The organism is Mesorhizobium sp. Pch-S (assembly GCF_004136315.1).
Classification (GTDB): domain Bacteria; phylum Pseudomonadota; class Alphaproteobacteria; order Rhizobiales; family Rhizobiaceae; genus Mesorhizobium.
In genome coordinates, this window is record NZ_CP029562.1 from 1,081,657 (window position 1) to 1,106,014 (window position 24,358).

The 24,358-nt window shown below is 64.3% G+C and carries 25 protein-coding genes; 10 read left to right on the top strand and 15 right to left on the bottom strand.

What is annotated here, in order from left to right:
• Positions 1-81 precede the first annotated feature (81 nt).
• From C1M53_RS05020 to C1M53_RS32005, 6 genes are all read right to left on the bottom strand, one after another.
• On the bottom strand, positions 82-1,053 hold the full coding sequence (locus C1M53_RS05020) for a biotin-dependent carboxyltransferase family protein (protein WP_129411239.1): 972 nt from the start codon (positions 1,051-1,053) through the stop codon (positions 82-84).
• Entirely contained in the window at positions 1,043-1,918 is an 876-nt protein-coding gene (locus C1M53_RS05025) for an allophanate hydrolase subunit 1 (RefSeq protein WP_129411240.1), read from the bottom strand. Before C1M53_RS05025 ends, C1M53_RS05020 begins: the two co-directional genes overlap by 11 nt.
• Entirely contained in the window at positions 1,915-3,303 is a 1,389-nt protein-coding gene (locus C1M53_RS05030) for an acetyl-CoA carboxylase biotin carboxylase subunit (protein ID WP_129411241.1), read from the bottom strand. The genes C1M53_RS05025 and C1M53_RS05030 overlap by 4 nt, the downstream gene beginning before the upstream one ends.
• Positions 3,300-3,542, bottom strand: coding sequence for an acetyl-CoA carboxylase (locus tag C1M53_RS05035; protein WP_129411242.1), 243 nt, complete (start codon positions 3,540-3,542; stop codon positions 3,300-3,302). The genes C1M53_RS05030 and C1M53_RS05035 overlap by 4 nt, the downstream gene beginning before the upstream one ends.
• A gap of 2 nt (positions 3,543-3,544) precedes the next feature.
• Positions 3,545-4,345 carry a 5-oxoprolinase subunit PxpA gene (locus tag C1M53_RS05040; RefSeq protein WP_281040920.1) on the bottom strand — a complete coding sequence of 267 codons (801 nt, stop codon included), beginning with the start codon at positions 4,343-4,345 and terminating at the stop codon, positions 3,545-3,547.
• A 104-nt stretch (positions 4,346-4,449) separates the two neighbouring features.
• Entirely contained in the window at positions 4,450-4,632 is a 183-nt protein-coding gene (locus tag C1M53_RS32005; RefSeq protein ID WP_245488455.1) for a hypothetical protein, read from the bottom strand.
• On the opposite strand from C1M53_RS32005, the gene C1M53_RS05045 reads away from it, so the two are divergent.
• Positions 4,631-5,536 (top strand): LysR family transcriptional regulator, encoded by a 906-nt coding sequence (locus tag C1M53_RS05045; RefSeq protein WP_129411244.1) that lies wholly within the window; start codon positions 4,631-4,633, stop codon positions 5,534-5,536. The two genes, C1M53_RS32005 and C1M53_RS05045, sit on opposite strands and share 2 nt — an antisense overlap.
• Before the next feature lie 68 nt (positions 5,537-5,604).
• Here the strand turns inward: C1M53_RS05045 and C1M53_RS05050 are convergent, their stop codons facing one another.
• Together C1M53_RS05050 and C1M53_RS05055 are read right to left on the bottom strand one after the other, a co-directional pair.
• Positions 5,605-7,683, bottom strand: a complete 2,079-nt coding sequence (locus C1M53_RS05050) for a hydantoinase/oxoprolinase family protein (protein WP_245488456.1) — start codon at positions 7,681-7,683, stop codon at positions 5,605-5,607.
• 10 nt (positions 7,684-7,693) lie between these two features.
• Positions 7,694-9,442, bottom strand: coding sequence for a hydantoinase B/oxoprolinase family protein (locus C1M53_RS05055; RefSeq protein WP_129411246.1), 1,749 nt, complete (start codon positions 9,440-9,442; stop codon positions 7,694-7,696).
• A 217-nt stretch (positions 9,443-9,659) separates the two neighbouring features.
• On the opposite strand from C1M53_RS05055, the gene C1M53_RS05060 reads away from it, so the two are divergent.
• On the top strand, positions 9,660-10,646 hold the full coding sequence (locus C1M53_RS05060; RefSeq protein WP_129411247.1) for a helix-turn-helix domain-containing protein: 987 nt from the start codon (positions 9,660-9,662) through the stop codon (positions 10,644-10,646).
• Here C1M53_RS05060 and C1M53_RS05065 read toward each other — a convergent pair.
• Positions 10,626-12,065 (bottom strand): MFS transporter, encoded by a 1,440-nt coding sequence (locus C1M53_RS05065; protein ID WP_129411248.1) that lies wholly within the window; start codon positions 12,063-12,065, stop codon positions 10,626-10,628. The two genes, C1M53_RS05060 and C1M53_RS05065, sit on opposite strands and share 21 nt — an antisense overlap.
• 159 nt (positions 12,066-12,224) lie before the next feature.
• Positions 12,225-12,602 (bottom strand): helix-turn-helix domain-containing protein, encoded by a 378-nt coding sequence (locus C1M53_RS05070; RefSeq protein WP_129411249.1) that lies wholly within the window; start codon positions 12,600-12,602, stop codon positions 12,225-12,227.
• 313 nt (positions 12,603-12,915) lie between these two features.
• Between C1M53_RS05070 and C1M53_RS05075 the strand changes: the two genes are divergently transcribed.
• The gene (locus C1M53_RS05075) at positions 12,916-13,335 is read left to right on the top strand and encodes a GFA family protein (protein ID WP_245488457.1); all 420 of its coding nucleotides are present in this window, start codon (positions 12,916-12,918) and stop codon (positions 13,333-13,335) included.
• Position 13,336: 1 nt separating this feature from the next.
• On the opposite strand, the gene C1M53_RS05080 is transcribed toward C1M53_RS05075, so the two are convergent.
• Entirely contained in the window at positions 13,337-13,732 is a 396-nt protein-coding gene (locus tag C1M53_RS05080) for a GFA family protein (protein ID WP_129411251.1), read from the bottom strand.
• Between the two features lie 146 nt (positions 13,733-13,878).
• Between C1M53_RS05080 and C1M53_RS05085 the strand changes: the two genes are divergently transcribed.
• On the top strand, positions 13,879-14,610 hold the full coding sequence (locus C1M53_RS05085) for a 16S rRNA (uracil(1498)-N(3))-methyltransferase (protein ID WP_129416027.1): 732 nt from the start codon (positions 13,879-13,881) through the stop codon (positions 14,608-14,610).
• A gap of 45 nt (positions 14,611-14,655) precedes the next feature.
• Here the strand turns inward: C1M53_RS05085 and C1M53_RS05090 are convergent, their stop codons facing one another.
• Complete coding sequence (locus C1M53_RS05090; protein WP_129411252.1) at positions 14,656-15,567, bottom strand: alpha/beta fold hydrolase; 912 nt, start codon at positions 15,565-15,567, stop codon at positions 14,656-14,658.
• Between the two features lie 135 nt (positions 15,568-15,702).
• Here C1M53_RS05090 and C1M53_RS05095 point away from each other — a divergent pair, with 135 nt between their 5' ends.
• Together C1M53_RS05095 and C1M53_RS05100 are read left to right on the top strand one after the other, a co-directional pair.
• Positions 15,703-16,290: a TetR/AcrR family transcriptional regulator gene (locus C1M53_RS05095; RefSeq protein ID WP_129411253.1), complete on the top strand. Its 588-nt coding sequence runs from the start codon at positions 15,703-15,705 to the stop codon at positions 16,288-16,290.
• A gap of 202 nt (positions 16,291-16,492) precedes the next feature.
• A complete protein-coding gene (locus C1M53_RS05100) occupies positions 16,493-17,866 on the top strand; it encodes a glutamate--cysteine ligase (protein ID WP_129411254.1) in 1,374 nt (457 codons plus the stop codon).
• A gap of 76 nt (positions 17,867-17,942) precedes the next feature.
• Here C1M53_RS05100 and C1M53_RS05105 read toward each other — a convergent pair whose 3' ends face one another.
• The gene (locus C1M53_RS05105) at positions 17,943-18,773 is read right to left on the bottom strand and encodes an AraC family transcriptional regulator (RefSeq protein WP_129416028.1); all 831 of its coding nucleotides are present in this window, start codon (positions 18,771-18,773) and stop codon (positions 17,943-17,945) included.
• A gap of 176 nt (positions 18,774-18,949) precedes the next feature.
• Between C1M53_RS05105 and C1M53_RS05110 the strand changes: the two genes are divergently transcribed.
• The 3 genes from C1M53_RS05110 (at position 18,950) to C1M53_RS05120 (ending at position 21,661) form a co-directional block, all read left to right on the top strand.
• On the top strand, positions 18,950-19,855 hold the full coding sequence (locus C1M53_RS05110; RefSeq protein ID WP_129411255.1) for a DUF937 domain-containing protein: 906 nt from the start codon (positions 18,950-18,952) through the stop codon (positions 19,853-19,855).
• A gap of 58 nt (positions 19,856-19,913) precedes the next feature.
• A complete protein-coding gene (locus C1M53_RS05115) occupies positions 19,914-20,501 on the top strand; it encodes a hypothetical protein (protein WP_129411256.1) in 588 nt (195 codons plus the stop codon).
• 125 nt (positions 20,502-20,626) lie between these two features.
• Positions 20,627-21,661 (top strand): aldo/keto reductase, encoded by a 1,035-nt coding sequence (locus C1M53_RS05120; protein ID WP_129411257.1) that lies wholly within the window; start codon positions 20,627-20,629, stop codon positions 21,659-21,661.
• Between the two features lie 181 nt (positions 21,662-21,842).
• Here the strand turns inward: C1M53_RS05120 and C1M53_RS05125 are convergent, their stop codons facing one another.
• Entirely contained in the window at positions 21,843-22,133 is a 291-nt protein-coding gene (locus tag C1M53_RS05125; protein ID WP_101936649.1) for a DUF1127 domain-containing protein, read from the bottom strand.
• 236 nt (positions 22,134-22,369) lie between these two features.
• Between C1M53_RS05125 and C1M53_RS05130 the strand changes: the two genes are divergently transcribed.
• Entirely contained in the window at positions 22,370-23,326 is a 957-nt protein-coding gene (locus tag C1M53_RS05130) for a LysR substrate-binding domain-containing protein (RefSeq protein ID WP_129411258.1), read from the top strand.
• A 36-nt stretch (positions 23,327-23,362) separates the two neighbouring features.
• Here the strand turns inward: C1M53_RS05130 and C1M53_RS05135 are convergent, their stop codons facing one another.
• The gene (locus C1M53_RS05135; protein WP_245488458.1) at positions 23,363-24,310 is read right to left on the bottom strand and encodes a DMT family transporter; all 948 of its coding nucleotides are present in this window, start codon (positions 24,308-24,310) and stop codon (positions 23,363-23,365) included.
• Positions 24,311-24,358: the final 48 nt, after the last annotated feature.

Genomic DNA, 24,358 nt, shown 5'->3' on the forward strand with positions numbered 1-24,358 from the left:
TCTTTTTTGGTTATGACTGACGGATTGGCCGTCCACCTCCGCCTTGTTTCGACGCAATTGCGGACGGAAAACCGAATAGCTTCAGGCCAGCGCCTCCCTCATCCGATGGAGCAGCGCAGCCCTGTCGGCACGCGCGCGCAACGCCTCGGCCATGTCGACCTTGATGAAGGTCGTGGGCGTGTTGGGCTGCATCTGGCCGATCAGGTCCATGTCGGCGGCAATCACCGTGCCCAGCATGAAGTAGCCGCCGCCCGACACCGCATCCCGGTGCAGGATGATCGGCTCGGTGCCGCTCGGCACCTGGATGGAGCCATAGGGGTAGCAGCTGTCGACGATGTTGGAAGGATCGGAGCCCGCGCCGAAGGGCGGCTCGCGGTCGACGAACGCCAAGGGCCGGCCGCCCTTGAAACGATAGCCCATGCGGTCGGCTTCGGACGCGACCTTCCATTGGTCCTCGAAGAACCCGGCAGCCGACTCCTCCTGCAACCTGTGGACATAGAGCCCCGGCAGCACGCGCAGCCCGGCCGGCGACGCGGATGACCGCCGCAGTTCCTCCGGCAAGGTTTTGCCTTCCTTCGTCGCTCCCGGCCGCCCGATGGGGAGTTCATCGCCCTTGGCGATCGCCCGTCCCTTGAAGCCGCCGAGCGCACCGATGACATAGGTCGAGCGGCTGCCTAGCGCTTCCGGCACGTCGATGCCGCCGGCGATCGCCACATAGATGCGCGCGCCTTTCTTGAGGAAACCGAAGCTCAGCTTCCCGCCCGCCCTGACCTTGAGCGCGGTCCAGGACGGCTGCTCGACGCCATCGATCCTGATCGGCATCTCCGCGCCGGTGACGGCGATGGTCGCGTTCTCGCCGAACTCGAGCTCCGGCCCCATGAACACGGCTTCGAGGCACGCAGCACCTTCGTCATTGCCGACCAGAAGGTTGGCGGCGCGCAGCGCCATGCGATCCATGGCGCCGCCGATGGGAATGCCGAGATGAAAATAGCCGGGCCGGCCGAGGTCCTGCACCGTGGTGGCGAGGCCGGGATTGATGACGCTAACGACCATGGACCTCGCCCTCCAGTCTGGCGTTGTAGCCGTCGATGTCCTTGCGGAATTCGCGCAGGTCGAAGGTGACGTCGCGCATCACCGGCACGAAGCGCCCCGCCTTCACATCGCCTTCGATGCCGTCATGTTCGTCACGGCCGATCGGTCGGAATTTCACGATGTCGCCGGGACGGAAGAACACCATGAAATCCCTGAGATAGCTGGTCTTCTGCTCGGGATCGAAGATCGGCATCGGCGTGATGCCGAACATCTGGTAGCCGCCGGCGCCACGCACCGAGTAGATGCAGGAGAAGCAGCCGCCATGGCCGACGGTCAGCTTCGGCGTGTCGGTGCGCGGGCGCAGATATTTCGGCACCTGAAGCTGCCGCGGCCGGTCGACCATCTGGTACATGAACGGCAGGCCGGCGACGAAGCCGACCATCGAGACGAACCATGGCGCGCCGCTGTGGGCGGCAATGAAATCGCTGACACCGCCCAGATTGTTGATGCGCGCCGCATATTCGAGATCAGTCGCCTCAGGGTCCTGGTGCCGTTCGCGGAAACGCATCAGCGTCTCATGCGTCCACGGGTCCTCGTAGAACACCGGAATCTCGATGATGCGCGTGTCGATCACCGGTTCGGCGCTGGTCGTCGCCTTCTCGATCGCCTGGATCTCGGCCAGGATGTCGTCCGGCTTGATGACGTCCGGATCGAACTTGATCTGGAAGGATGCGTTGGCCGGGCAGATTTCGGTGACGCCCCTGATGCTGCTGTCGCGGATGGCGCTGGTCATCGACAGGCTCTTGAAGAACGCCTCCAGCGACATGCTCTCATCGCATTCGACGAAGAGATGCTCGTCGCCGCCGAATGAGTAGCGGTTGCTCATTGCGCAGCCTCCTTCGCACTATCGGCCTGGGCCTGGAATTCGGTATCGAGCCAGCCTTCGAGGAAACGGGTGTGGAACGTGCCGGCCGCGACATTGGCGTCGGCGGCCAGCGCCGCATGCAGCGGGATGGTGGTCGGGATGCCCTCGATCTTCAGCGACCGCAGCGCGGCGCCGAGCTTCGCCAGGCAATCGGCGCGGTCGGCGCCGTGAACCACCAGCTTGCCCAGCAGCGAGTCGTAGAAGGGCGGCACGGCGTAGCCGTCGAAAAGCATCGTGTCGAAGCGCACGCCGTCGCCGCCAGGCACGGCCAGCGTCGAAACCACGCCGGGCCAGGGCATGAAGTTCCTGGCCGGATCCTCGGCGTTGATGCGGCATTCGATGGCATGGCCGTGGATGGAGATGTCTTCCTGCCGCAGCGACAGCTTCTCGCCGCCCGCGATGCGCAGCATCTCCTGCACCAGGTCGATGCCGGTGATCATCTCGGTGACCGGATGCTCGACCTGGATGCGGGTGTTCACTTCGAGGAAGTAGAACTCCTGGCTGGCCTCGTCATAAAGATATTCCACCGTCCCGGCGCCGCTGTAGCCGACCGAGCGCGCCAGGGCGACGGCGCTGTCGCAGAGCTTGCGGCGCACGGTTGCGGGCAGGCCGACCGCGGGTGCCTCTTCCCAGACCTTCTGGCGACGGCGCTGCAACGAACATTCACGCTCGAAACAGTGCACGAAATTGGTGCCGTCGCCGAGAATCTGCACCTCGACGTGACGCGCCGCCAGCACGGCCTTTTCAATGTACAGCCCGCCATCGCCGAAAGCCGCGGCGGCTTCGGCCGAGGCCTGCGGAAACTGGCGGGTGAATTCGTCGAGGTCTGCGGCGACGCGAATGCCGCGACCGCCGCCGCCGGCAGCTGCCTTGATCATCACCGGGAAACCGATGCGCGCCGCGATCGCTGCCGCCTCCTCGACATCGGCGATACGCCCGCCACTGCCGGGCACGGTCGGAACGCCGGCCTTTTCGGCTTCGGCGCGGGCGGCGACCTTGTCGCCGAGCAGCCGGATCGAGGCGCCCGACGGGCCGACGAACGTCATGCCGGCGGCGACGACGGCATCGGCGAAGTCAGCGTTTTCGGCGAGGAACCCATAGCCGGGATGCACCGCATCGACCTTGGCCGCCTTCGCCGCCGCGATGACGGCCTCGATGTCGAGGTAGGATTTCTTCGCCGCCGCCGGGCCGATGAGGATCGCCTCGTCGGCCAGCCTGACCGGCAGCGAATCCGCATCGGCGGCGCTGTACACCTGCACCGTGCGCAGCCCGAGCGCCTTCGCCGCCCGGTTGATGCGCACCGCGATCTCGCCGCGATTGGCGATCAGGACCGATCTGATGTTCATGCGTCGATCTCTGCGATCGGCTGCCCCGCCATCACGGCATCGCCGTCATCGACGAGGAATTTGAGATTGGTGCCCGCGGCGCCGGCCGGGATCTCGTGGAACGATTTCATCACTTCGATGACGCCGAGGATGTCGGTCGCCGCCACCGCGTCGCCATCGTTCTTGAACACGTCGCTGTCGGGCGACGGCCGCCTGTAGAAGACGCCGGGCAAGGGTGAATTGAGTTCGGTTCTAGCCATGATCATCCCCTTGCCGTTGTTCTCAAATGACTTGTCAGTTCCGCAACCGGCCTGACCTTGACCCCGGCGGCATCGAGTGCCGCACGCATGGCCGTGGCGATTTCCAGGCTGCCAGGCGTGTCCGAGTGGAAGCAGATGGATTCGAAGGCGATGTCGATCTCGTCGCCCTCGACCGTGCGGACCTTGCCGGTCCGGCAGGCGTGCACCACCTTCTCGGCAACCTGGCGAGGGTCCAGGCGACCGGTGCGCCGCGTGAACACGATCGAGCCCGAGCGGTCGTAGTCGCGGTCGGCATAGAACTCGCGGATCACCGGGTGCCCGGCTTCCGTCGCCGCGCGATAGGTCTCGGACATTCCCATGCAGTAGATGAAGGCGTTGGGAGCGATCGTGCGCATGGTGCGGACGAAGTTGCGCGACATCTCCTCGCTGGCGGCAAATTCCATGTAGAGCGCGCCGTGCGGTTTCACATGCTGCAGGGTGGCGCCGTAACGGCGGGCAAATTCGCGCAGCGCCCCGATCTGGTAGACGATGTCGTTGACCAGTTCCTCGCTGGTGCCGTTGATGCGGCGCCGACCAAACCCCTGCAGGTCGCGGAAACCCGGATGCGCACCGACGCCGACGCCATGCTGGGTCGCCAGGCGAACGGTGGCGTCCATCAGATTGGGATCGCCGGCATGGAAGCCCGTGGCGATGTTGGCGGAGCTGATGAGCTTCATCAGGTCGGCGTCATCGATGTCGCCCAGGCGCCATTGGCCATAGCCTTCGCCCATGTCGCAATTGATGTCGACGGCCGCTGTCTGCAAGCAGACCTCCCTTGTCCTCACCGCGCGGCCACATGGACCCCGGGCACTCCTCGACGAAGAAGGTAGAGAGGGCGAAATCGTTTGGAAAATTCTATTAATCGATATCAAATATCTGAATTTTCTATCGCCCGAGTGATTGTCTCCGCACGCGACATCACGAGATTCATTGATTTTTTTGCCCAAGGTGATAGCTGCCAAGGCACCACATTGCTCCAAGCAGCAACGTAATATTGCTTTTGCAGCTGACAACTGCGCACAATATCTGAAATTCGGAACACAGCGCCCATGCCGGTAAGCCTTCGCCAGATCCGCTATTTCGTTTCCACCGCCGAGCATGGGCAGATTTCGCAGGCCGCTGCGGAACTGGGCATTTCCCAGTCGGCGGTGACGACGGCGATCAAGGAACTCGAGCAGACCGTCGGGCTCGACCTGTTCATCCGCTCGACCCAGGGCATGGAGATGACGACGGCGGGCCGGCAATTCCTGTTCCACGCCTATGAGATCCTGAACAAGGTCGACGAGGCGACGAACCTGTTGCTGCCGGCCAGCGATTTTTCGGGGCGGCTGACGGTCGCCGCCAGCTACACGGTGATCGGCTATTTCCTGCCGAACCATCTTGGACGGCTTCGCCGGGCCTGGCCGAACCTCGACATCCAGCTGTTCGAGCTGAACCGCGAGGCCATAGAAGAAGGACTGCTCGCCAATCGCTACGACATGGCGGTGCTGTTGACCTCCAACGTGATCAACTCGGACCTGGCGACGGAAACGCTGATGAATTCGCGGCGCCGGCTGTGGGTGCCGGCAAGGCATCGCCTGCTGTCGCAGGGCAGCGTCGGCCTCAAGGAGATCGCCGAGGAGCCCTACATCATGCTCACGGTCGATGAGGCCGCGCACACGGCGCTGCGCTACTGGAGCAACACCTCCTACCGGCCGAATGTCACGCTGAGGACGTCCTCGGTCGAAGCCGTCCGCTCGCTGGTGGCGGATGGGCAAGGCGTCGCAATCCTGTCCGACATGGTGCTGCGGCCGTGGTCGCTGGAGGGCAAGCGCATCGAGACGATCGTTCCGACCGAGCCGATCCCGTCGATGGATGTCGGCCTCGCCTGGCGGCGTGGCGCGCAGTTCACGCCGGCGATGGAAGCCTTCCGCTCCTATTTCCACCAGACCTTCTTCCTGCCGTCGCACAGGTAGAAGCGGCGGGCCGGCCATGCTCGTCCCAGCCATGCTCATCAATGAGCGGGTGGCCGGCGTCATCTCGACTAATCCTGCCGGGTGAGCAGGTAGCTGCCGCTCTCATGCAGCGCGGCAGACCAGCCGGGTTCGATGACGATGGTCGTCGTCACCTCCTCGATGATCGCGGGACCGGCCACGGCAACGCCGACACCAAGGGCTGCCCCGTCATAGACGGGCGTCGCTACCGGCTTGCCGGAAGCGTCGAAGACGGCGTCGCGATGGCCCTTCAGCGCCTGCTGCAGTCCACCTTTACCCTGCAGTCTCGGTGCCTTCGGCTTTTCGATGCGGCCATAAATGGTCGATTCGATGTTGACGACCTCGACCGTGCTGTGGCGCTCGGCGTAGGTGTAGAGCTCTTCATGCCGGGCATGGAACGCGTCCTTGACCTGGCCGATGGTCGCTTCGGTGATCTTGAAGTTGGGAATGTCGACCGTGCATTCATGCACCTGGCCGACATAACGCATCTCGAGGCTGCGCTGGACCTCGATCAGCGTGCCCGGAAAACCGTCGGCCTTCAGGTGGGCGATGCCCTGCGCCTCGATCTCCTCGAACAGCTGTTCGATCCTGTCGCAGGCGACGGCATTGTCGAGCCTGAGCGGCGCGGTCGCCATGTAGTTGTACTTCACGTCGGAGATGACCTGGCCGAAGGCGCAGAGGCCCGAGGCCAGCTTGGGCAGGATGATGGTATCGATGCCCATTTCGCGCGCCAGCGCGGTGATGTGGGCCGCGGTCGCGCCGCCTGCCCCGACCAGCACGAAATCGCGCGGATCGTAGCCGCGTTCGACAGACACGCGGCGAATGCCGTTGACCATGTTGTTGTTGACGATGGTGAACATGCCATAGGCAGCCTGCTCGATGCTGATGTTCAGCGGCGTGGCGATCGTCGCCACCACCTGCCGCGCCTTTTCGAGGTCGAGCGGCAGCTTGCCGCCAAGCAGGCCTTCGGGGTTGAGATAGCCGAGCACCAGATTGGCGTCCGACGTGGTCGGCTCCGTACCGCCGCGCCCGTAGCAGGCCGGCCCCGGTTCGGAACCGGCCGACTGCGGCCCGACCTGCAGCAGGCCGAGGCTGTCGATCCAGCCGATGGAACCACCGCCGGCGCCAAGCGTCTCGACCTGGATCATCGGCACGCCGATGCGGTAGCGCAGGAAGTCGATGTTCTTGTTGAGGTTGGTCTGGCCGTTGCGCGTCAGCGTGATGTCGAAGGAGGTGCCGCCCATGTCGACGGTGATGACGTTGTCCTTGCCGAACGGCGCGCCGGCGAACAGTCCCGCCTGCGGGGCGGAGGCCGGGCCGGAATTGATCGCATAGACGGAACGGTCGGTCATCGCCTGCCCGATCGCCAGTCCGCCATTCGACTGGAAATAGCGGACCGGCTGCCTGGCGCCGAGCGCGCGGAAATAGCTGTCGACCGCTGTCACGTAGCGGCGCATCACCGGCGCCAGGTAGGCATTGGTCACCGCGGTGGATGTGCGGGTGTATTCGCGCACCTGCGGATAGAGTTCGCTGCCGACCGTCAGGACGACGTCCGGCATCATCTCGCGCACGATCTCGGCCGCGCGGCGTTCATGCGCGGCATTGAGCACCGACCACACGAAGGAGATGGCGACCGTTTCGACGCCTTCCTTCAGGAACAGCCGGCAGGCCTGGCGAACGTCGTCCTCGTTCATCGGCGTGCGGATGGAGCCATCCGAAATCACCCGTTCGCGCACACCCTTGCGCAGATAGCGTGGCACCAGCATCGTCGCCGCCGGATATTCCGGATCGTAGCGAAAACCGTCTTCCTTGTGGCCGTTGCGGATCTCGATCGAGTCCTCATGGCCGGCGGTGCAGATCAGGCCGGTCCTGCCGCCACGATGGGTGATCAGCGCATTCAGCCCGACCGTGGTGCCGTTGATGCACAGGTCGCAATCGGAGACCACCTCGGACGGTGACACGCCGAGATCGTCGGCGATCAGCCTGAGGCCATTCTCGATGGCGCGGGTGGGATCCGAAGGCGTCGACAGTGCCTTGAAAAGTTTCACCTCGCCGGTGGCGCGATTGGCCACGACAAAGTCGGTGAAGGTGCCGCCGGCATCGATGCCGAGGCGATATGCATGTTCCACGGTCGTCTCCTCAGGCTGCGCGCAGTCGCTTGGTTTCGACCAGGTCGACATTCAATGTTTCGGGATCGGTGATGGCCACGCCATAGTCGGCACGCGCGCCTTCGATCGAGACGAGGCCGTTGCGGACATCCCACACCACCTTCTCGATCGGCCGTTCGAAGGGATTGCCGTAGCCACCGCCGCCCGGATTGAGATTGGTGATCGTCTCGCCGGTCCTGATCGTCTGGATGATGTTCTTGCGCTCGACCTCGACCTTGCCGGCGCGTTTCAGCTCGACACGGCCGACCTTCTTGTCGACCAGGGCGGATTTCGCGCCGGCAGCGCCCATCGCCGGAATGCGGCGGCCTTCGCCGAAACCGATGCAGAGCATGTCGCCGTCCAGCGGTTCGACTTCCCAGGCCGTGCCGGAACCGCCGCGGAATTTTCCGGCACCGCCGGAATCGGTCATCAGCGAATAGCGATGGATGATGATGGGATAGGAGTATTCGAGCAGTTCGACATCGCCGGAGGTCAAGGCGCCAAAGCAGCATTCCGGACCGACCGCGTGCCAGCCATCCTGCTGCGGCGTGGCGCCACCGCCCGAAATGATGGTCGCCAGGACCATCGTGACGAATTCCTCGTTGGTGCGGCTGTCCCTGCCGGCGATGTTGAGGCCGTTGGCATGGCCCCATGAGGCGGCGACCTTGGAAGGCATCGCCTTCTCGAAGGCGAGACGCACCGCATCGGTCAGCGTCTCCATCGGCGTCGTCGTGCAGTTCATGTGCGGCGCCGGCTCCTGCGCATTGCACAACGTGCCCTTCGGTCCGAAATCGACGGTGACGCAGCGATACAGCCCCTCATTGTAAGGCGGCGGCAGCGCAGCAAACATCATCAGGCCGAGATAGACGCCGGAATGCGAATTGCCCTCGTAGGAATTGATGAAATAGGGCACCTGCGGCGGGCTGGAGATGGCGATGTGGCAGCTGTCGCCCGTGACCGTCACGCGGGCGCCGATCTCGAAATCGCCGAAGCCGTGGCCGGCATCCTCGAGGATCGCCTTGCCTTCATAGGTGCCGTCCGGAACGGTGGCGATCAGCGAACGCATGTGCCGGTCCGCCATGTCCAGCAGCGTGTCGATGCAGGCATCGACCGTCGGCTTGCCGTATTTGTCGAGCAGCGCGATCAGGCTGCGTTCGCCAACCTGGCAGGCGCCGATCAGGGCGCGGAAGTCACCCTCCTGGTCGCGCCGCGCCCGCATGTTGGTGAAGATCATGTTGAGCACGTCGTTGCGCGGCTTGCCGCGGTCCCAGATCTTCACCGGCGGGATGCGCAGGCATTCGGCGTAGATCTCGGTCGCGTTGGGATTGTAGCCGGCAGGCACCGGGCCGCCGATGTCGGTGAGGTGGCCCTTGCAGACGGTCCAGTAGACCAGTTCGCCATGGTAGAAGACAGGCTTGTACATGCAGGTGTCGATGGCATGGCTGCCGCCGAAGGCCGGATCGTTGTGCAGGATAAGGTCGCCCTCGTGGATGTCACCCTCGAAGAAGCCGGCGACGGCTTTCATCGCGGGGATCAGCGAGCCGAGATGGATCGGGATGTCCTGGCCTTGCAGGATCATCTCGGGCCGCGCGTTGAACAGCGCGGTCGAGTAGTCATGCGCCAGGTTGAAGACGGAGGACCGCGCCGTCTTCTCCAGCGCCAGCGTCATCTCGCGCTGCGTTGTCTCCAGCACGCCACGCACCACCGACAGCGTGATCGGATCGACTTTCATTGTCGTCATTGCAACCTTTTCCTCCATGCCACGAGGCCTGTGGCCCGTCGCACGCGTTGTTCCCGCACGGCGTCTGATGCACCGTTGCCGCTTAAGCGAAACAGGTTTTGCAGGCGGGGTCTTTGCGCTGCGCGAACAAAAAATTGACGTTGCGTGCACTGGCCGACACGCACGTTGCGTTCCGCGGCGACGGTGCCTAGTCTTCGGTAACGTCGTCGGATCGAACATGAAGACGAGTGTCACAACAAGCGCGACGCGCCCCGCAGACCGGAGCCGGCACTGGCACCAGGCCATCGCTGGCGCCTATTTTCCACTCGACCTGAGATTCCGCAACGCCGACCATTTTTCGGGCGACCTGACGATCTGGCAGTTCGGCGACGTCTCGATCTCGCGCCTCACGTCCGACGCCTTGCAGTATCTGCGCCTGCCCCACCATTTCCGTGCGGCCCGCAAGGAAGAATTCCTGGTCACCGTGCCGGCGCGTTCGGAAGTGTTCTTCTCGCAGGGCGGCAGCGAGATCAGCTGTTCTCCGGGCGGGTTCTTCCTGGAACGCAGCCACGAGCCTTATGAATTCAGCCATGCCGATCCCGCCGATCTGTGGGTGCTCAAGGTGGAGTCGCGCGCGCTCGCCGATCGCGTGCACGGTCCGGACCGCTTCTGCTCGCTGCAGTTCGATGCGGCGAATGGAGCGGGTGGCCTGTTCACCGACATGCTGCATCTCCTGCCGGCCCGCTTCGACACGATGAACGCCGAATCCCGCATCGCGGTCGGGCGACAACTCGTCGACCTGCTGGCGCTGGCAATCAGGGCCGACGACCGCATCCTGATGTCGAAGAGTTCCACGGTGCGCAATGCCCATCTGGCGCGCATCGAAGCCTTCATCCGCGCCAATCTGAGAAACCCGGGACTTGACCCCGATCTGATAGCGCGCGCCTGCGGCCTGTCCACGCGCTATCTGCACGGCCTGTTCGGGGACATGGACCGCACCGTGGCCAGCTGGGTACGTGAATTGCGCCTGGCCGCCTGCAAGGCAGCGCTCGAAGATCCCGCCAACGGCCAGACGGTGATGGAGATCGCCTATCGCTGGGGCTTCGGCGACCAGACGCAGTTCAGCCGGACCTTCAAGGCCCAGTACGGCAAGCCTCCCGGTGAATACCGCGATGATTTCAGGACAGCCCGAGAGGCAGGCAGGTCAGCCGCGATGAACGACTGAGGCCGCGGCTGCGGCCCGTGTCTTTCCGGGCAGCAACAACGCAACAATCAAGCCAACCCCCGCCAGCGCCGCGCAGGCCAGGAAGCCTGCCTGATATCCTGTGGTCAGATCGGCGATCGTGTCCGACCCACCACTCCAGGACAGGGCGACGGTCGCTGCGACAGCGACACCCAATGCACCTCCCAGCTGGAAGGCCGCGCTGTTGATGCCAGATGCCAGGCCGGAATCGCCCTCGGCGACGTCGGACAGCGCGGCGATGGAGCCGGATACGACGGCAGCACCGATGCCTGGTCCGAAGATGACGAGCCCGGGCAGGATATCGGTCCAGTAATTGCCGCCCGCCATTGCAAGCAGCAGACACCCCGCCGCCATCAATGCCATGGCGATGACGGCCAGCGTGCGGGCGCCTATGCGGCTGGCGACCGGCCCCGAGGCGTAGGACATCACGATCGAGGCGGCGGCATAGATCATCGTGCTGATGCCGACCTCGAGCGCCGAATAACCCAACACCTTCTGCAGATAGAGCGACAGCACCAGGATCATGCCGAAGACGATCATGCCGGCGAGCAACACCACCAGATTGCCGCAGACCAGACGCACCGAACGAAAGAGGCGAAGCGGCACCAGCGGCGAAGCCGAACGCGCCTCGATGACCACGAACAGAAGGAGCAGCAAGGCCGACGCGGCGAAGGCCGCAAGGGTGTTTGCATGGGCCCAGCCCAGTTGCGGGACCTCGACGATGGCATAGACAAACGCCATCAGGCCAAAGGTGACGGTGACCGCGCCGGCAACGTCAAACCCCTTGCCGTGCGAACTGTCGCGGCTCTCCCTGAGGAGATAGGGGCTCAATGCCAGCAAGGCGAGGCAGACGGGAACGTTGATGAAGAACACCCACGGCCAGCCCAGCCAGTCGTTGAGCGGGCCACCGACGACAAGGGCGGCCGTGGCACCACCGGCACCCATGGCGGACCAGAAGCCGAGCGCCTTGTTGCGTTCGCCCCCTTCTTCGAAAGTGGTCATCAGGATCGACAGGGCCGTCGGCGTCATGATGGCGGCGGCAATGCCCTGGACGATGCGCATCGCGACCAGGAATTCGGGCGCTTGGGCAAGGCCGCACAGCAGCGAGGAGACGAGGAACAGCGCCGTGCCGGTGACGAACATGCGCCGTCGCCCGAGCAGGTCGGCCATGCGGCCGCCCAGCAGGAGCAGGCCACCCACCGTCAGCATGTAGGCGCTCATCACCCATTGCACGCCGGCCGCAGTGAAGCCCAGTTGCCGTTCGATCGACGGCAGTGCCAGGATGACGATCTGCCCGTCGAGGCAGACCATGAAATAGGTTGCGCACAGCAGGGCCAGCGCCTGCCAGCGCCTCGGATCGGGGGCCGGCCGCCCGGCAGCCGGATGATGGTGGTCGGACATGGATGTCTCCTCGATTGGTGCGTGGCCGAGCGGCCGATCGCGTCGAGGAGCGGAAATTATGCATACCGCACCGACATGCAATTACTGACAATGCTGTAAGCGCTGACCGGAATGTAAGCGCCTACCGTGCGGTAAGCAGTCCAGGCGTTTCCGCTCTGGTCAGGCCCGCAGGCGGATCAGCGGCCGCGGTTTCTCCTCGGTAACGGCCGGACGCGACGCCATGCGGCGCTCCTGTGCCTTGCCCCAGGCCGACATGACGCAGACCGCATCGTTGAGGGTGCGACCGATGTCCGTCACCGAATATTCGACCTTCTGCACCGCGCCCGGAAACACCTGGCGCCGGACAAGGCCATCGGCCTCCATCTCCCGCAGCTGCTGCGCCAGCACCTTCTCGCTGACGCCCGGCAGCAGGCGACGCAATGCGCCGAACCGGCGCGGCGCAAGCGTGATCTCCCACAGGATCTCCGTCTTCCATTTGCCGCCAATGGCATTCAGCGCTGTGGCAAAGCCGCATTCATCGGTGTCGAGATGTTTCATGCCGTCCTCCGGTTTCGTTGGAGCGGAATGCGTTGAACCGGCATCCCGCCCTATCTCTCTTCCGGAGCATGATCTTTTCCGAAAACCGGTTTCCGCTTTTTGCTTCGCTGACCTTCGGTTCCGGATCATGCCCCTGCTCCGATGCTCGCCGGGATAGGCACTTACTTCAAAGTGCGTAATTTACCCCCGGCCGGCAATCGACCTATCGAGACAATCAGGTTGACGAGAGGTATGGGCACGGCCCGATCGCGGCAAGCCGCACGGGGCGGCTCCGTCGATGCCTCCTGACAGAGTGGCGGCAGGAATGGATAGAGTGAACACAACAGAACGGCCCGGAGCAATCAGGACAGCGCGCTGCGGCTGCGGCGGGCTTGCCATCACCGTCGCGGGCGAGCCGCGCAGCGTCTATGCCTGCGCCTGCACGGAGTGCCAGCGCGCCACCGGTACCGCCTTTTCCTACCGCGCGGTCTTCGTCGATGACGCGGTGGCGAGCGTGGAAGGCGAGCGCCGGACATGGCGTCGTACCGGCGATGCAGGGCGCTGGGTGGAGCAGACCTTCTGTCCGACCTGCGGCACGCTGCTGTTCATGACTGGAGGAGGCCTGCCGGGCGCCGTCTCGGTGTCCGCCGGCTGCTTCACCGATCCGGACTTCGCGCCGCCGGCAACGCTGTTCCGCGCCCGGCGCAAGCACCGCTGGTTCGATCCGGGGCCGCGGACCAGGATCAGCGACTAGCCTATTTCAGCGTCTCCTGTTCGACCGAGGGGACATCCGGCAGGTCGTAATAGTCGCCGGCACATTCGGGATAGAGCTGGCTTTCCATCCTGAGGCCGGTCGGACCGTCGATCGTGCCGGCCCAGACCGACAGCCGGTCGCTTGCGAAGCGGCGCCAGAACAGATTCGAGCCGCACACCCTGCAGAAACCACGCTCGGCAATATCCGAGGAACGGAACCAGGTCAGCGTTTCGCCCTCGATCACCGCGTCGGCAGCCGCCGCCTGCGTTGCTGCCACATAGTGGCCCGAGGTCTTGCGACACTGCACGCAATGACAGGCGACGACCGGGCGCAGGTCGCCGCGCAATTCATAGGTGGTGCCGCCGCACAGGCATCCGCCGCGCCTGATCTTGCTCATGCATGCCCTCCATCAGCGTTCCGGAGCAAGCTAGGCGGGCTGTCCCGGCAACGAAGGGGCAAAACCGACACAAGCGCGTCGCTGCAAGCATCGAGATGCCAAGCGGCGCGCTTGACCTTGGGCAAGGGCTGCCGCATTGCTCGGCCATGCGCGCCAACTACAAGATGCAACGGCTGTTCGTGCCCGACGATCTGTCGGCCGGTGTCGAGTTCGAACCGGACACCCAGCAGAGCCATTACCTGATGCACGTGCTGCGCCTCGCCGACGGCGCCGAACTCCTGGCCTTCAACGGCCGCGACGGCGAATGGACGGCTCGGATCACCGGCAGGACGAAGAAGGCGGTGCGGCTGACCGTGCAGGCGCAGCAGCGGCCGCAGCCACCATTGCCCGATCTGGTCTATTGTTTCGCGCCGCTGAAGGTCGGGCGGCAGGACTATCTCATCCAGAAAGCGGTGGAGATGGGCGCCGGCGTGTTGCAGCCGGTGCAGACCCAGCACACGCAAGGCAAGATCACGACCGAGCGCATGCACGCCAACGCCGTCGAAGCCGCCGAGCAGTGCGGCGTGCTGGCCGTTCCGGCGGTGCGCGAGCCGCTCAAATTCGAGCGGCTGCTTGCCGGCTGGGACAAGGAAAGGCGGCTGGTGTTCTGCGACGAGGACGCCTCGACCAACAATCCGTTGCCGGCGCTGCAGTCGATCACGGAAAAGAAGCTGGCACTGCTCGTCGGTCCCGAAGGCGGGTTTTCCGACGACGAGCGCCGTATACTGCGCGCCCTGCCCTTCGTCACCGCCATTCCGCTGGGCCCCCGCATCCTGCGCGCCGATACAGCCGCCGTCGCGGCGCTGGCGGTGATGCAGGCGACGGTCGGAGACTGGTAGGGAGACACCTCCCTTCCCCCTTGTGGGAGAGAAGGAAAGTGCGCGCTACCTCACCTCCCTGTCGGGCCAGGGGTTGACCCCGTCGCGCAGCCACAAAAGCGTATCCAGCCAGAAGCCGGTGGCATGGCGGCTGTGGAACAGGCTGAAATGGCCAACGCTTTCCTGGCCGAGATCGGCGGGCCGGAGCAGGACCTGCGTGCGCGGCGCGCCGCGATAACGATCGAGCACGGCGCGGATTGCCGGCACGGTGGCGATGTCGTCATCGGATAGGGTGACGGCCAGGATCGGCGCCGTCACCGCATCGAAGCCACGCAGAACCGCTTCGCACTGCCGTTGCGGATAGTTGTCTTCCAGATATGGTCGGCGAAAGGCCCATTCGTAGGCGACGCCAGCCGGAAGGTCCTCCAGCCAACCCAGGCGACGACCGGGAAAATAGCCGCACAGCGCCGTCAGCGCGGGCATGGCGACATGCCATTTCAGGAACAGGCGGCGACGGCGCGAAGGTGCGTAGTGGCGCCAGCAGCCGAACTGCCCGCCGATGGAGAGCAGGCGGTGGATGGCCGGCGCATGGCCGGCCAGTCCCGGCAAGGCGCCGCCGACGCTATGACCGACAACGCAGACCGGGGCGGAACCATCGCGTGCGAGCGCCCAGGCCAGCACCGCGTCGAAATCCTTGTCGCCCCACTCACGCCAGCGATAGCCGCAGCCGCGCAGGTTCGCCGGGCGCGAAGCACCGATGCCGCGATAGTCGTAGGTGACGACATCGAAACCATGAGCGGCAAGGAAGCGGGCATAGTGGTGGTAGTAGCGGGCCAGCACGCCGGTAGCCGGATTGATGATGGCGATGCCGGCGGCCGTGCCGCGCACGCGTGGCCAGAAGTGGCCACCCAAAACGACGTCGTCGGCCGCAACGATCTCGATCGGCCGGGCTTCCTGGATCGGCGCGGAAACGGTCATGGCAAGGCTCCCCGGCGCGGTGCGCGCGGCCCGCTCTTCCTATCCTCGGGTCGTACGCAGACTCAAAAAACACGCGACAACCGACATAGTCCAGATCAGCTTGTTGTTACACTCACTAGTCAGTATACATGAGCCATGAAACCGACCGCCAACACGACCCGCGAACGCATCGTCGCAGCCGCCTCCAAGCTGTTCTATGGCCAGGGCGTACGCGCCGTGTCGGTCGATGCCGTTGCCGAAAAAGCCGGGCTCACCAAACGCACGTTCTATTATCATTTCGCCAGCAAGGACGATCTGATCGCCGCTTATCTGGAGCGGCGTGACCAGCCCAATCTCGGGCTGTTCCGGCACTGGTTCACGGAAAGCGGCGGCGAGCTCCCCGACAAGGTCGCCGCCATCTTCCGCACGCTCGGACAGGCAGCCAGGCGACCTGCCTGGAAGGGTTGCGGCTTCCTGCGGACTGCCGCCGAACTGGCCGACATGCCGGGCCATCCGGCGATCCGCATCGGCATTGCCCACAAGAAGCGTTTCGAAGACTGGCTGAAAACGGTTTTCGAAGCCGACGGCATCCTGGAAGCCGAACTGCTGGCGCGGCAGATCCTGCTTTTGCTCGACGGTTGCTTCGCCACCGTCCTGCTCAACCGCGACCCCTCCTACATGGACAGCGCTGCAGCCGCGGCAGCCACGCTGGTCAGGGCAGCGCAGGCGCAACGCCCTCTCTAGGGCGTTTCCGTGCTTTTCTTTACGCAACTCCGGGCACAAAACCCCTGCGCAATCTTGCTGGAGTTGCTCCTGGACAAGAACGAAATCCGGCGCGATCAAATCCTGTTGACGATTGGCTCAGGATTTTTTGCTTGATCGCCTCCTGACATTTCGTTCATCAAGCGCGCGGCGATCATCCGATCTGCCGCCGATGAGGGGCTTTATGGCACGCGACACGACCGATTTCCGACCCATCGAGGGCATGGACGAACTCGTCGACTACCTGGCCAAGGGCAACAAGCCGCGCTCCGAGTGGCGCATCGGCACCGAACACGAAAAATTCCCCTTCTATGTCGACGGCCATGCGCCGGTGCCCTATGGCGGCGACCGCGGCATCCGTTCGATCCTGGAAGGCATGCAGGAGAAACTCGGCTGGGATCCGATCCTGGATGAGGGCCGTATCATCGGCCTGGTCGAACCGACCGGCCAGGGCGCGATTTCGCTGGAGCCGGGCGGACAGTTCGAGCTCTCCGGCGCACCGCTGGAATCGATCCACCAGACCTGTCGCGAAGGCAACGCCCACCTGGCGCAGGTGCGCGAGATCGCCGAGCCGCTCGGCATCCGCTTCCTCGGCCTCGGCGGCAGCCCGAAATGGACGCTTGCCGAGACGCCACAAATGCCGAAGTCGCGCTACGAGATCATGACGCGCTACATGCCCAAGGTCGGCACCAAGGGCCTCGACATGATGTACCGCACCTGCACCATCCAGGTGAATCTCGACTTCGAGAGCGAGGCGGACATGCGCCGCAAGATGCAGGTTTCCCTGAAACTGCAGCCGCTGGCCACCGCGCTGTTTGCCAACTCGCCTTTCACCGACGGTCGGCCCAACGGCCTTCAGAGCTGGCGCGGCGAAATCTGGCGCGACACCGACAACCAGCGCTCCGGCCTGCTCGACTTCTGCTTCTCGCCGGAGTTCGGCTTTGCCGACTATGTCGAATGGGCCCTCGACGTGCCGATGTATTTCATCATCCGTGACGGCCGCTACCACGACATGACGCACATCACGTTCCGCCAGTTCATGGACGGCGCGGCGCGCAACCAGGTGCCGGATGGCCTGCCGACCATGGGCGACTGGGCCAACCACCTGTCGACGCTGTTCCCCGATGTGCGCCTCAAGCGCTTCCTGGAGATGCGTGGCGCCGACGGCGGTCCGTGGCGGCGCATCTGCGCACTGCCGGCCTTCTGGGTCGGCCTGCTCTATGACGGAGCCGCCCTCGATGCGGCCGAAGCGCTGACGCGCGACTGGAGCTATGAGGAAGTCAGGGCGATGCGCGACACGGTGCCGGAAAAAGGCATCGGCACGCCGTTCCGCACGACAACGCTGCGTGAAGTCGCACGCGAAGTGCTGGCGCTGTCGCGCCTGGGCCTGAAGAACCGCAACAGGCTGAACCGCGACGGCTTCGACGAAACCTCGTTCCTGTCGACGCTCGACGAGGTGGTGGCGCGTGGCACCACCAGCGCCGAAGAAATGCTGGCCGCCTACCACACACGCTGGGGCGACTCGATCGAGCCGGTGTTCCTGGAATATGCGTATTAAGGCCCGCGCCTCTACCTTCCGCTAAAGGACGATCTGGACTGGAGCCGGCCGAAAACCGGCGGTTCGGTTCCTTAGATCACTTGATCGGGATCCAGATTTCGACCTCGCCGAATCCGCTCGCGGCGTCGAAACGTCCGTCATACCGTTCGAAGTCCGGCGCGCAGGCCGTCTCGAGACCCGCTTCCGGCAGAGCTTTGTTCCAGATCGTGTAGACCGTGCTGCGTATCGCGGAGATATGCCCCCGGTGGGTAAACACCGCATATCGGCAAGCGGGAATACGGATGCGGGCCAACTCCGCCGGGATGGCGGAGAAGTCGCGGACTTCCACGCCGCAGATGTATTCGAAATTGCCGGCATCGTCGCCGTTGCAGCAGACGCCGTAACACGTCCATCCGACCTGCCCGGGGATGCTGCCGATCGATGGTCCGAAACGCTGCCACTGCGCGGGAATGCCCTCATTGGTCTCAAACGTATAACGCTCGCCAAGCCCGGCAATCAGCAAGGCCTGGCCATCCTCGATGCGAGGCGCTTCCAATTCGACGAGAAGACTGTGATCCATCCTGATCGGCTCCAGAAGTTTCAGGTTTTCGAGATGGCCCTGGGCGCGCACCTGCTCGGGTGTGAGGCCGAAATGGCTGCGAAAGGCCCGTGAGAAAGCCTCATGGGAGCCGTAGCCTGCGTCCAGCGCCACCGCCAGGATGTCCGGCGCCCCGCCCGAGAGTGCCCGGGCGGCCTCGGCAAGGCGGCGGTTGCGCAGATATCCCATCACCGTGTGGCCGGTCGCCGCCCAGAACACCCGCGACAGGTGAAAGCGCGAGACACCGCTCGCCTCCGCGACCTCCGCAAGCGAAAGAGCCTGCGCGAAGCGGTGTTCGATGAGCCACAGGGCTTTGCCGACAGGATCCATGCGTTCTCCCATGAAGACCTTCTCCTTATGGCCGATTCCGGATACCGCCATTTGATCGCCGTTGCGCATGGGCGATGTCCAGATCGCTCGAAGCGCTCGCGCCAATTGCCCACTTCAATCCTGTCCGGAAAGGCTCTACCTTTCTGAAAAGCGTATAGGCTGCGGAGGAGCAAGACATGCTGAACCTGTTCGACATGCTGAACCAGTCCCAGAACGGCAACGGCATGGAGGCATTGGCGCGGCAGTTCAATCTCAGCCAGCAGCAGACGCTGGCCGCGGTCGAGGCACTGATGCCCGCCTTCAGCCAGGGCCTGAAGCGCAACACAGCCAACCCCTATGGCGTCGGCACTTTCATGAATGCGATGGCCAGCGGCCAGTACGGACAGTATTTCGACAATGCGGCCCAGGCGTTTTCACCGCAGGGCGTGAACCAGGGCAATGATGTGCTCGGCCAGTTGTTCGGTTCCAAGGACCTGTCGCGCGCCGTGGCGGCGCAGGCCGCACAGGCCAGCGGCGTCGGCCAGCAGGTGCTGCAGCAGATGCTGCCGGTACTGGCCTCGATGGTGATGGGCGGGCTGTTCAAGCAGACCACCAACCAGATGCAGGCCGGCGGTTTCGGCGGCGGCAACAATCCACTCGGCCAGATCATCGAGGAGATGATGCGGCAAGGCGGCGGCATGATGGGCGGACAGCCGCAGCAACGCCAGGCGCCGCAGGGTCAGAATCCGTTCGGCAACAACCCGCTGGGCGACAACCCGCTCGGCAAGGTGCTGCAGGACATGTTCGGTGGCGGCGCACAGCAACAGGCTCCGCAGCCGCAACAGCCGCAAAACCCCTTCGGCGACAACAATCCCTGGGGGAAGATCCTGCAGGACATGCTGGGCGGCGCACAGCAGGCGCCTGAGCCCGCGCCGCAGCGCCGCGCTCCGGAACCCGAACCGAACCCGAGCGGTCGGGCACGCAACCCCTATGACGACATCTTCGGCAAGATGTTCGAAAGCGGTCGCCAGCAGCGCGACGACTACCAGCAGGGCGTCGAAAGCATCTTCGACCAGTTCCTCAAGGGCATGGACCGCCGGTAAGCCAATTCCTTAACGAGTGTGCGGCAGTCTCCACGGCGCTGGATCGAGGGGACCATGCATGTTCGGCTTGTTTGGGAAGAAAAAAGCCGCTCCTGTCCGCGTGATGGCTGTGCTGAATGCCAGGTTGCAGCCGCTGGACCGCGGCGAGATCGAAGACGCATTCGACACGGCCATGTCCGAACAGGGCTTCGGCATCCGCACCGTGGGTGGCGGCACCTTGCTGGAGGCCAACGGCGAAGTCAGCCAATGCGATATCGAGATCGAAATCGACGACTTCTCGGACAAGGCGGTCGATACCGTGAAGGGTGTTCTTGGCGCAATGCTGGCGCCCAGGGGATCGCATCTGCTGCTGCCGAGCCAGAACAACCAGCGCATCGCCTTCGGAACGCATGAAGGTCTAGCCCTCTACCTGAACGGCACCGATCTTCCAGACGAGGTCTATCGGGCCTGCGATTCCAACCATGTCTACGCCGAATGCCAGCGCCTGCTCGAAGGCGTCGGCCACGTCGCAAGCCACTGGCAGGGGCCAACCGAGACTGCCCTCTACATGTATGGACGCAACTTCGAGGAAATGCGGCAGCGGGTCGGATCGTTCCTGCAGGCATATCCTCTGTGTGCACGATGCCGCATAGAGCAGATCGCCTAACGCTGTCTCCCGAACGGCTGGAACGGGATGTGACTTGAAGTCACAAATCCTGTGCCTTTGGCCACTCTGGTTCACGAAACGACAGCCTTCTATCTAGCCATCATTGGCAGATGGAGACCCCTAGGATGGAATACCGCAATCTCGGCAGATCGGGCCTGAGGGTCCCCGTACTTTCCTTCGGAGCGGGCACGTTCGCCGGCAAGGGGCCGCTGTTCAGCGCCTGGGGCAATACCGGCATCGAGGAAGCCCGCCGGCTGGTGGACATCTGCCTGGAAGCCGGCGTCAACCTGTTCGACACCGCCGACGTCTATTCCGACGGCGCGTCGGAAACCGTGCTCGGCGAGGCGATCAAGGGCCGGCGCAACGACGTGCTGATCTCGACCAAGGCCAGCCTGCCGCTGGGCGACGGACCGAACCAGTGGGGATCGTCGCGCAGCCGGCTGATCGAGGCGGTGGATGCCGCGCTCGGCCGCCTCGGCACCGACCATATCGACATTTTCCAACTGCATGCCTTCGATGCGCACACACCTGTCGAGGAAGTGCTCTCCACGCTCGACGGTCTCGTGCAAGCCGGCAAGCTGCGCTACATCGGCGTCTCCAACTTCTCCGGCTGGCAGGTCATGAAATCGCTGGCGACGGCGGACAAGCATGGCTGGTCGCGTTATGTCGCAAACCAGGTCTACTACTCACTGGTCGGCCGCGATTATGAATGGGACCTGATGCCGCTCGGCCAGGACCAGGGCCTCGGCGCGCTGGTGTGGAGCCCGCTCGGCTGGGGCCGGTTGACCGGCAAGATCAGCCGCGACGCTCCGATCCCAGCCGGCAGCCGGCTGCATGAGACAGCCGACTTCGGCCCGCCGGTGGAGGACGAACATCTCTACCGCGTCGTCGACGCGCTGCAGCAAGTGGCGAAGGAGACCGGCAAAAGCGTGCCGCAGATCGCCATCAACTGGCTGCTGCAGCGGCCGACGGTGTCCTCCGTCATCATCGGGGCGCGCAACGAGGAGCAGTTGCGCCAGAACCTCGGCGCCGTCGGCTGGTCGCTGACACCGGAACAGGTCGCCAGGCTCGATGCGGCAAGCAGCGTGACGGCGCCCTACCCGCATTTCCCTTACCGCCGCCAGGAAGGTTTCGCACGGCTCAACCCGGCAATGGTGTGAGCTTCCCTTCTCCTCTTGAGGGAGAAGGGAAAAGCGCGCTCCCCCAAAAAGAAAAAGCCCGGTCCGTGGGAGGACCGGGCGGTGCGCAGGTCCCGGCTGGGTCGAGCCGGAAGGGAGTGGGAAACCTGCAGCAACTCTTTCCACCTGCGTTCCGCTGGAGGCCGGAACGCGAAGCGAGAGATCAGGCCACCCTGCGGGCCAGTTCCTCGATCGAGGCGATACGCTCGCTGGCAATCGAACGGAGCTTCACCGTCGGGTCCGAACCGAAGGGCAGGTCGATGGCGACGGAGAGATCGGCACGGGTCAGGCCGATATCGGCCAGTTCCGCATCGGACATCTCGCCGAGGCGATAGAAGGTGCGTCGGTTTTGCCAGGCATGGAAAAAGCCGATCATTCGGTTGAACACACGCGTCGCAGCAGCCGGGGTCGCGGTGATGCGCGCACTCTCTGGGGCGAAATCATACGTGGTCATGGGTCTTCTCCTCGAAACCGCGCGCAACAGGGTTCCGCACCGCCGAAACAGGCGGTCCGAAGCCGTTTCACACGCGCTCATATGGACAATTGGATAAATGCCACGTCGCGATTGATTAATCCAACGAATGTTTTTAATCTCTATCATCAACTCTGATGATGAATGGAACCGACAGCTCAATTTCCTCGACGAATGGTTTCTATCAAAATCATCAAAAACGATGATGGATCATAACGATGAAAGCGCCGCTCGACCTCGACCAGTTGCAGACCTTCATCTCGATCGCAGACACAGGATCCTTCACCCGCGCTGCCGAAGAGGTGCATCGCACGCAGTCGGCGGTGTCGATGCAGATGCGGCGGCTGGAGGAGCGCATCGGCAAGCCGCTGTTCGAAAAGGACGGCCGCTCCAACAAGCTGACCGAGGATGGCGACCGGCTTCTGTCCTATGCCCGGCGGCTGATCTACCTGAACCGCGAAACGCTTTCCGCCTTCGACGACAACCGGCTTGAAGGCACCATCCGCATCGGCACGCCGGACGATTATGCCGACCGCTTCCTGCCTGAGATCATGGCGCGCTTCGCGCGCTCCAATCCGCGCGTGGAACTCACCGTCACCTGCGAACCGACACCCGGGCTGGTGGAACAGATCAAGCGCGGCCATCTCGACCTGGCGCTGGTCACCCACAACGACGCGCGCGGCCAGTCGGAAGTGGTGCGGCGCGAACCGCTGCTGTGGGTCACGTCCGCCAACCACGCCACCCATGAGGAAGAAGTGCTGCCGATGGCCTTCGGCCGGCCGAACTGCATCTGGCGCCGCGCCGCCTGCGACGTGCTGGACGAGATGCGGCGCGACTACCGCATCCTGTTCTCCTCCTTCTCGGCAACGGTCATTGCCGCCGCGGTGCTGTCGGGACTGGCGATCTCGGTGCTGCCGGAATGCGCGCTGCGGCCCGGCATGCGTGTGCTGGGCGAAGCCGACGGCTTCGGCCTGCTGCCCGATTGCCGCATCGGCCTGATGCGCGGCCAGACCAGCCGGCCGGAAATCGTCGAGGCGCTGGCGCGCCACATCGCCGAAAGCCTCGACAACATCTCGGTGCCGATGAACGAGGAGCCCGGCAGTTTCGATTTCGCCTCGCTCGCCTTCACCAAGATGAAGCGGACCAAGCCCAGCCAGATCATGCCGGGCTGGTAACGGCTGCGGCCAGCGTTTCGTTAAAGCAGAAACGCGCTAGCGCCGGCCACCGCGCACAACCAGCACGTTGCCGACGGCGACCAGCACCATGCCGACGATGGCGAAGGCGGTCCATCGGTAGTCTTCGAGCACGGTCGAGACCAGCAGCGCGAAGATCGGGAACATCACCGTGGCATAGCCGGCGCGCGCCGCGCCGATGCGGCCGAGCAGCGTGAGGTAGGCGGCAAAGCCCATGATGGTGGAGACCACCGCCAGGAACAGCAGCGAACCGAAATAGGCCAGCGTCGGCACCACGGTGAAGGTGCGGCCCATCGAAAAGGCCAGGATCGCCGACCACAGCGTGCCGTAGAACATGCCCCAGGCGTTCATCGAGACGAGCGCCAGGCCCTTGCGCATACCTGCGGCCGAGATCACGTTGCCGATACAGAAGGAGAGCGTGCCGGCAACGCAGAAGGCAAGGCCGACCAGCGTGCCGCCGCCGAGATCATGGCCGACGATCTCGGGCAGGAACATCAACGCGATGCCGCAGAAGCCGGTGAGCCCGCCAAGCAGGATGCGCGGCGACGGCTTCTCGCGCATGACGATGGCGCCAAGCATCATGTTCATCACCGAGGCCAGCGAGAAGACCACCGACAGGAGCCCGGAGACCAGGTAGCCGGCGCCGTAATAGAACAGCAGGAAATTCGACGAGAACATCAGGACGCCGAGCGCCATGAAGCGCATGTGATCGGCCCAGGCGAAACGCAGCCGGCCACGCTTCAGCACCACCCAGCCGAACATCAGGGCAGTTGCAATGGCGAACCGCCAGACGATGTTGACCTCGTTGGCCACGGTGCCGACCTGGAACTCGATGGCGTACCAGGACAGGCTCCAGGCGATGACGGTGAGCGCATAGAGACCATAGTCGAGCGGCTCGAACGGACGTTCGCTGGCGCTGCGCATAACGGGCACGGGTTCAGGCGGCCGGGATTGCTGCATGTTCATGGCGACGCCTTGATTTCAGCAATTGCGCATCGATAGGCCGACCGGCCA